The following is an 8180-nucleotide window of genomic DNA, read 5'->3' on the forward strand; positions in this document are numbered from 1 at the left end:
CGGGGTTTCTACCCAAATTTTCGATGACTCAAAAAAGCAGGCATCAAATTAACAGAGTCATAACAAATGCGCAAATTCTATTGCTCAAGCCTAAAAAGCTTTTGGATAGAGAGTTTGTGCTTGCAATGCTCCACGAAGCATTTTATTTATTCTGATTCTATTGATTCAGATATTGCACCTCGAAGGAAAAAATATGCCTTGAACTTTAGTTCAAGGCTAATAGTTCAAGTTCGTTTTAACGGACAGGAGTTCTTAGTATTAGGATTTATTTCTTGGCAGATGAGAATTTTGGTGCCAAATCTGAGTTGATTGAGTTTGTTGTCCGGCGACAGCGAAATACTTTACAGCAGGAAAGTATTTACTTGCTGAGTCTGTCATCTGAATATTTATAGCGGCTTGATGGATAATACCTCTTAGTCGAATTTTATGACGCCAAATGGTGAGTCACTCGCTTCGCTCAAATTCAAAATTCGCTCATTCAAAATTCAAAATTAAGAACCACCAAAATAAATTTAGGGGCTTGAAACAAGGACGCCGTTTTCCGCACTTCGTGCCGCTCCGCTAACGCGCTATGCGTCTTTTGAAAACATTTTTTACATTCTCCATAAAGAAATTTAGGGGCTTGTATCCTTTTCTTTTTCGGTCATAAGATTTTTTTATTTCAAATTCATCATCTAGTTTTGTTACAAAAGTTATGTTTTTTGTAACTTAAGTTTTACAGAAATGCATCTACTTTTTCAGAGTAATCATGTTATGATTTTTCTCGGTTGAGACAAAAATTATATTCACAAGATGTGTCTAAATGGTAGGAATTAGTGCATAAGATTCACGAACTAAAGAACAGCAAGATTTGAAAAATATTTTTTGCTAGAATTTAGTTCATGAAAGTTGAAAAGAGCATGGTTGCTCAATTTCTCTTATCCCAAAACGTGCGTCTCACTTTCACTACACACGGCTGGTTGCATACCAACATCAACGAGTTGAATTAAGATATTTGAACGAGTTCCATATAACTTAGGAGTTGTGTCATTTATGCGTGCATTTGAAGAGTTTTTGAATCTGGAATCTGAATCCCAATTTGAAAATAACTCACAAAATAACTCACAAGACACTCTTGTGAAAATGATGAACTCAGAGGCAAGTATCCATGACCTCATTTATCATCATGTGAGTGACACAAAGATGACATATGGGCAAGGAATATATCTTTATGACGAGGAGGGCAATCGTTATATTGACTGTGCAGCCGCAACATTTAATTTGTCTTTAGGTTACGGACATCCAGAGGTTCTGCAAGCAGTCAAAGAACAAGCTGATCAGTTAGTTCATGTCACCTCATCATTTCAAACGAACCCAATTAACACTGTTGTCAGAAAGTTGGTAGAACTTTCCCCAGAAAACCTGACGAGAGTGCATCCTAAAGTTTCTAGTGGTTCTGTAGCAAATGAAGGTGCAATTAAAATTGCTCAGCATTATACAGGGAAAAGAGATGTCATCTCATTCTTTCGCAGTCACTTAGGACAAACAATGATGATGACAAGTATGTCGGGAAATGCTTTTCGTAAAGAGCCTTTTCCTAACTTGTTTCCTGGTAGTATTCAGGTACCCGATCCATATTGTCACCGTTGCTTTTATAAACAGAAACCAAAGACATGTGACTTTCTGTGTGTAGAACGAATTCATGACTTTATTGAATATGGAAGTTCTGGAAGTGTTGCTTGCATGATTGTTGAACCCATCTCTGGCAATGGTGGTAATATAGTTCCACCTCCAGGATATTTTCAGGCTTTGAAGAAACTCTGTGATGAGAAGGGAATAATTCTCATTTTTGATGAGATTCAGACTGGTATTGGTCGAACAGGCAAAATGTTTGCGGCTGAATACTTTGGTGTACAACCTAACATTATTACTGCAGCCAAAGGTCTTGGTGGTACAGGGTTTCAGTTTGCCGCCATCTTAACTGAAGAGAGATTGGGTGGTCTTGACGGTCATCATCATTCCTTCACCTACGGTTCAAACGTTCTTGCAGCCGCCGCTGCTGCTAAGACTCTTGATATTGTTAGCCAACCTGAATTTCTCAAAAATGTTGAAATAGTTGGTGACTATATCATGGATCGCCTTCGCAAAATGCAGGAAAGATACACCTTCATCAGTGATGTTCGTGGTGTAGGATTAATGATTGGAGTTGAAATTTCTGATGATGAGGGCAATCCAGATACAGATCTAACTAACTATATTGCCAAAATAGCTATGAAGCACGGTTTGATTATTAGAACTTCTAGATATGGTTATGGAAATGTTTTCAAGATTCGTCCACCATTAACTATCACATTAGAAGAGTCTGAGCAGTTATGCGATCAACTTGAAAAAGTTCTGACAGAGGTTCAATGAAGGACTATATCTTGTGTCTAGCTGACTACGTTTATGAGGAAATTTCCAAGAGTCAGGGCAAATTAAAGAATCGCTGTGTTAATGGATACTCACCTGGAGGCGACGCACAGTTCAATATTGATGAAATCGCTGAGAGTGCGGTTTTGAAATTTGTCGTTGATAGAGGAGAACCAATAGCGGTCTATTCAGAAGACGGAGGTCTGCAATTATTTGGAGAAAATCCCACCCATCTTCTGATTGTTGATCCCATAGATGGGACTCGACCAGCTGCTGCTGGTTTGGAAATGTGCTGTATCTCAATTGCTGTAGCTAGACTCAAAGAGTCTCCACGAATTGCTGATGTCGAGTATGCACTGTTAAAAGAGCTCAAGAGTGGAGCTTATATTTATGGTGATCGTCACCATGATAATTTAATTTATGGAGGATATTCCTACCCACTACCAAACTTAAGTCAGACTTCTGAACTGAATCAGATGTTTTGGTCGTTTGAGTTTAATGGTCATCCAACATCACTGATGATTGATGCTTATGGTCATCTCATCGACCTTTCAGCTAATACTGGTGGAGTGTTCTTGTTTAACAGCGCCTCCTACTCTATTTCTCGGATTATCACAGGGCAGCTTGATGCTTACGTTGATATTGGTAATCGTTTACTGAAAGAGCATCCAGAACTACGTGCTGCTTTTCTTAAAGCGGGGAATGGTCATATCCTGCATTTGTTTCCATACGATATTGCTGCTAGCGTCTTGTTAGCAGAAAAAGCTGGGGTGATCATCACCGACGCTTTTGGGAAGTCTCTTGACAACACACTGTTAATGGATCTTAGTGATCACAATCAACAATCATGTATTGCAGCATCAACTTTAGATCTGCATCAGAAGTTGCTAGAGAATATCCGCTGGTAGAAACACAAAAACAGCCTTCATATTGAGAATTCATGAACTAAGCATTGTTGCCTTAACAGACTACTAGTACAACAAGCAGTCTCTATGAACTTATAGACGAGAGAAGGCAGTTCTTAAGGTTGCTTTCTCTCTTTCTGTATATTGATTATTATTATTGTGCAGTTCAAACCTCTTCTCAAGTTGTTTTTGGAGAATCATTTTTTTGGAAGTCTCTTAAGTATTTTCTTAACTGTCTGATCTGTCCTTGCATTTTTGCTATGGCAATGAAAGTATAAAAATTTGGGCGTTGCTGAATCGGGGTATGAATTTGATTTTGTCATGCTGAATGTAGCGAAGCGAAATGAAGCATCTACCGAGATTCTATGTCCTATGCCTGCGGCACGGCTGTTGCCTATCGGACACGCTGCGCTAACGCTCCTGTTCCTTCGCTTCGCTCAGGACTACGCTCAGAATGACAATTCATACCTTTGTTCAGCAACGCCAAAAATTGCTTTTAGAGAATAATAGTAATAATAATCGCAGCTTTCTGCACAGACGACTTCTGCCTTCTTCGTCAAAGAACAAAAGTCACTCAAAAAACCAAGTCACTCGAAAATTTTTACTCAGCATCTGAAATTTTGTGATTAAATATAGTTATCACCAAAACAAACAATTGCATACTCAAAAAAGTGTTTTACTGAATGAGTTCAAGCATGTCTGACAAATATAACTTTGTCATCATCAACTGAAGCAAAGTGGGAAAAATCCTGGTTTTTCGTCAAACTTTGTTCAGACTTTTCACGGCTCTTGAAAAAAGCTCAAATTTGTTGTGAGAAATTGCATAATCTGATTTCCACGATTCTAATTTTTGAGTTTGCAATTTTCATCAGATCAGAACTATTAAAAATAAGGTTCTGAGGAAGTAATGCTTGTTTCTGTTTCTCGAACTTCCGGTAAAAAGTCAGGAATTTAGAGATGCATTACTGTGGGATTTTTGCATGCCTGGCTTAATTTTTCCCAAAGCTAACAATACGATATCAAGCATCTACTATATAGATATGTCTTTAGGGTGAAAAAAATAAGCTGCCTACGTGCTTAAACTAGAGTAAATCTTGGGTTGAGTTGTTCCTAATATTGTAAGAATTCAGGACCCAGAATCCAGGCGCGGAGCCTCTAACTCAAGAAATGCTGAATTCTTACCTAAGATTAATCCTAAAAAGTTCCCTCATTGGCAAAAGTTCATCAACAAAAGTGTTGACAAAAGGATAGTAAATTTGGTAGAAATTCAGGAACCAGAATGGACTGCGTCCCGCTCCGCTAACAGGAGCGGAGGCGGAGCATAGGTGTGACTCTGCTCAAGAAGTGCTGAATTCTTACTAAGAATTGAGGAACACGAAAGTGAACAAAGAGTGTTAATTTCTTCAAAAACCTCGATTTTTTTGTTGAAAAATATCAGTTCTGGAACAAATAAAGTATGCTCAATGAATCATGGCAATTTGTAAACCTCTCTCATCTAAAAAACGAGGACATATCATCTACAGTCAGCAATGAAGTTCTTCGCGAAATTGATAAAGAATATCTTTCGTGGGGAGATACTGTCCACTATCAAGAAAAGCCAATCATCGTCAAAGGTTGTCAGGGAGGATTCATTTTTGACGACGAAAACAACACTTACGTTGATACTGGAATGTGGCACTCAAGCTGTAACTTTGGGTATCGAAATCCAGAAATTGAATCAGAGGTTTTCAAACAACTAAATACTCTTCCCCAAGCTTGTGGTGACTTCTTGCATCCTGAGAAATTGTTAGTAGCCAAAATGGTAGTTGATGCCATCTATGAAAGGACTGGTGTCAAAGGTCGAGTTTCGTTCAACGTTGGCGGCTCTCTTGTAGTAGAAGATGCACTGAAGATTGTTCGTAAAAATACGGGCAAAAATAGGGTGGCTGTGATGACGGGCGCTTACCACGGTCGTTCTTTGGGAACGCTAGGTCTTTCGAGTAGTCACCGATATCGACAATATTACAACGAGTTCCCAGACCGGGCGATTATGTTCCCGTTTGCCAATTGCTCTCAGTGTTTCTATGAAAAGAAAAGAGAAACCTGCGATTTGTACTGTGCCAAAATGATTAACAAGGCTTTTTCCAACGAATATTATGGAATAGCAAGTCAAACGAGTTCAGAAATAGGTGCTATTGTCGTAGAGCCTTGTCAGGGACGAGGCTACACTATTCCACCCAAAGATTTTTATCGGGATTTTATAGGCGAACTACAACAGCGTGGGATTTTAGTCATCTCGGACGAAATTCAAGTTGGGATGTACCGTACAGGAAAATTGTTCGGCTTTGAGCATTTTGATTTTGTGCCAGATATTATTACCTTGAGCAAGTCGTTTACCAATGGTTTGAGTCCTGTAAGCTTAGTATGGGCAAGAGCAGATTTGGTAGATCCACAAGTCTTCACTCCTGGACATGCTCACAGCAACTTTGCGAATCACCCACTGGGAACTGCTGCAGCGTTAGCATCATGGCAGTATATGCTAGCACAGGACTACGAAACGTCAGTACCAGCAAAAGGAGCGTACTTTCTAGAAAAACTGAAAGTTCTACAAGCACGTTATCCCTTTGTCTACAGCGTCGATGGGTTAGGACTGCTGCTAAATATGGTTTTTGCGAATGAACAGGGCGTACCGTACCGTAATTCTGCACAAGTAGCAGCGGCGATCGCACAAGACAACGACTTCACATGGCAAGGAAAAGCCTGGCGGATGGTCTTGCAAACTGGAGGATACGACCTCAACACCCTCAAGTTTGCGCCCTACCTGGACATCAGCTATTCCGAAATAGACCTGACAATTGCCGTACTCGATCAGGTGCTGCAAAAGCTTGGGGAAAAACTTTCTCCAATTACACTCGTACAAGGAGGTATTCAATGAAAGCCGCAGTTTTATACGGACCAAATCAAGTAGAGATTCGGGAAGTCAGCGCACCGACTCTTCCTCAAGACGGAGAAGTTATAGCAAATGTCGAATATGTCGGAGTTTGCAAGACAGACCAACAACTCACAGCGGCGGGTTTAGACTCTGAACGTATTCTGGGGCATGAGGTTGTTTGTCAGCTGCCTGATGAACAAGGTCATTTTGCCCTGAATAACGAGATTTCCTGCGGTCAATGCAGCTATTGTCGAGAAGGACTGACGAGTCACTGTCAGAATTTGCAGGAACTGGGCGTGAACCATGACGGGGGATATGCTGAGAAAATTCGCGTACCAAGAAACTCTTTACACCGCTTTGAGTTCCGTAATCCAGCGTTGGGAGTGCTGATTGAGCCTTTGAGTTGCGCGGTTAGGGGAGCGCAACGAATTCTTGCTGGTGCTAATTTGTTGTCAGTTTCACGACCAACAACCTTGGTGATTGGAGGTGGACTTTCGGGCGCTTTGATAAGTTACCTGCTAACGAATTCCCCTAATTTTGATGGGGAAATCAAGCTGTACGATATCACTAAAATGCCAATCCCTTGGGCAGAAAAACTAGGGATTGAACGGGTAGAAGTACCAGAAAAAGATAAAGCACACTTGGTTGTTGAGTGTTCTGGTTCGCCAGGCGGTCTTACCACAGCACTGCAGGTAGTACGCAAGGCTGGTATAGTGTTTATTTATGGTGTACCGAAGCAAGGAATTGCTTTACCTGTTTCCCCACATGAGCTATTCATGCGGGAGATTGCTGTGCTGACATCCTTTGCCGGTGCGACAGACGAGACTATGGGGAGGGCGATCGCCCACATCAAGCGCGACGAAGCATTCTTTGAACAACTGCTGGGTCGAGCGATTCCTCTGGAGAAGCTTCCCGATGAGTTGACGAATTGGAGTCCGCAACCTGGTACGCGCACTGTTGTTGATATGTGTCCTTGAGAGAGATTTTCATGCTAGATGCGGCAGTCATCTTCGATATGGACGGTTTGCTGATCGACAGCGAACCTCTATGGTGGAGAGCGGAATTGGAAGTATTCAAAGACTTGGGAGTGCCACTCCAAGAGAGTATGTGCAATCAAACAATGGGTTTGCGCACTTCGGAAGTCGTCAGCTATTGGTATGCACAATTTCCTTGGACAGGAACAAGTCAGTCTACAGTAGCCGAACGACTTGTCAGTCGCGTCAGTGAACTTGTGGTGACAGTCGGGCAGCCAATGCCCGGTGCAATTGAAGTTGTGCAATTGTGTCGGCAGATGCACTTGCCTTTGGCGTTAGCCACTTCATCTCCTATGTCTTTGATTGAATCGGTGCTCAATAAGCTGGGTTTGCAAGACGCATTCGATGCTATCAATTCTGCACAAATAGAGGAATATGGCAAACCTCATCCTGCGGTGTATTTGACGAGTGCCCATCGTCTCGGCGTTCATCCGACAAAGTGTGTGGCGTTTGAAGATTCAATTCGTGGCATCATTAGTGCGAAAGCGGCTTCGATGCGATGCATCGCTGTTCCAGCAGCAGAGGAACGAGAAGATCCTCGATTTGCGATCGCAGATGTCAAGCTCGATTCACTCGAACAGATTGACGAGTCTTGGCTAAAAAAGTTCCTAATCAATGAACAATGAACAATGAACAATGAACAATTATCAAATCGATAACTGATAACTGATAACTGATAACTGATAACTGATAATTGGTTGGTCATGTATTGGGGTAAAAAAACCCGGTAACTTTATCGTTGATCTCACGAGAACTCGGTCTTCCTAGCAAACAGAAACCGGGTTTTTGCTATGACTGTACCGGTGCTGTCAGCGAACCACTCAAAAATCATTGGTTTTACCAAGATATACAGCAATCTTAGATAGGTCGTGAACAAAAAATTATGATAACGAACCGCAAAGTACGCGTTAGACGCGCAGCGGCGTGCCGTAGGCTAGTACA

Annotated in this window: 5 protein-coding genes; all 5 read left to right on the plus strand. The window is 41.4% G+C overall.

What is annotated here, in order from left to right; all coding sequences use genetic code 11:
* The first annotated feature begins 1032 nt into the window (after positions 1–1032).
* The 5 genes from DP117_RS32505 to hxpB all read left to right on the plus strand — a co-directional run bounded on the left by DP117_RS32505 (position 1033) and on the right by hxpB (position 7864).
* A complete protein-coding gene (locus tag DP117_RS32505) occupies positions 1033–2391 on the plus strand; it encodes an aspartate aminotransferase family protein (RefSeq protein WP_211176483.1) in 1359 nt (452 codons plus the stop codon).
* Positions 2388–3296: an inositol monophosphatase family protein gene (locus DP117_RS32510; protein WP_169222292.1), complete on the plus strand. Its 909-nt coding sequence runs from the start codon at positions 2388–2390 to the stop codon at positions 3294–3296. The genes DP117_RS32505 and DP117_RS32510 overlap by 4 nt, the downstream gene beginning before the upstream one ends.
* Before the next feature lie 1453 nt (positions 3297–4749).
* Entirely contained in the window at positions 4750–6207 is a 1458-nt protein-coding gene (locus DP117_RS32515; RefSeq protein WP_169222293.1) for an aminotransferase class III-fold pyridoxal phosphate-dependent enzyme, read from the plus strand.
* Positions 6204–7181 carry an alcohol dehydrogenase catalytic domain-containing protein gene (locus tag DP117_RS32520; RefSeq protein WP_169222294.1) on the plus strand — a complete coding sequence of 326 codons (978 nt, stop codon included), beginning with the start codon at positions 6204–6206 and terminating at the stop codon, positions 7179–7181. The genes DP117_RS32515 and DP117_RS32520 overlap by 4 nt, the downstream gene beginning before the upstream one ends.
* 11 nt (positions 7182–7192) lie before the next feature.
* A complete protein-coding gene (gene hxpB / locus DP117_RS32525) occupies positions 7193–7864 on the plus strand; it encodes a hexitol phosphatase HxpB (protein WP_169222295.1) in 672 nt (223 codons plus the stop codon).
* The last annotated feature ends 316 nt before the right edge of the window (positions 7865–8180 follow it).

The sequence above is a fragment of the Brasilonema sp. UFV-L1 genome (assembly GCF_012912105.1).
GTDB lineage: Bacteria > Cyanobacteriota > Cyanobacteriia > Cyanobacteriales > Nostocaceae > Brasilonema.

What these genes read in the sequence shown, in the direction of transcription:
- DP117_RS32505 (WP_211176483.1), top strand. Translation starts at nt 1,033, where the DNA reads ATGCGTGCATTTGAAGAGTTTTTGAATCTGGAATCTGAATCCCAATTT.
- DP117_RS32510 (WP_169222292.1), top strand. Translation starts at nt 2,388, where the DNA reads ATGAAGGACTATATCTTGTGTCTAGCTGACTACGTTTATGAGGAAATT.
- DP117_RS32515 (WP_169222293.1), top strand. Translation starts at nt 4,750, where the DNA reads ATGCTCAATGAATCATGGCAATTTGTAAACCTCTCTCATCTAAAAAAC.
- DP117_RS32520 (WP_169222294.1), top strand. Translation starts at nt 6,204, where the DNA reads ATGAAAGCCGCAGTTTTATACGGACCAAATCAAGTAGAGATTCGGGAA.
- hxpB (WP_169222295.1), top strand. Translation starts at nt 7,193, where the DNA reads ATGCTAGATGCGGCAGTCATCTTCGATATGGACGGTTTGCTGATCGAC.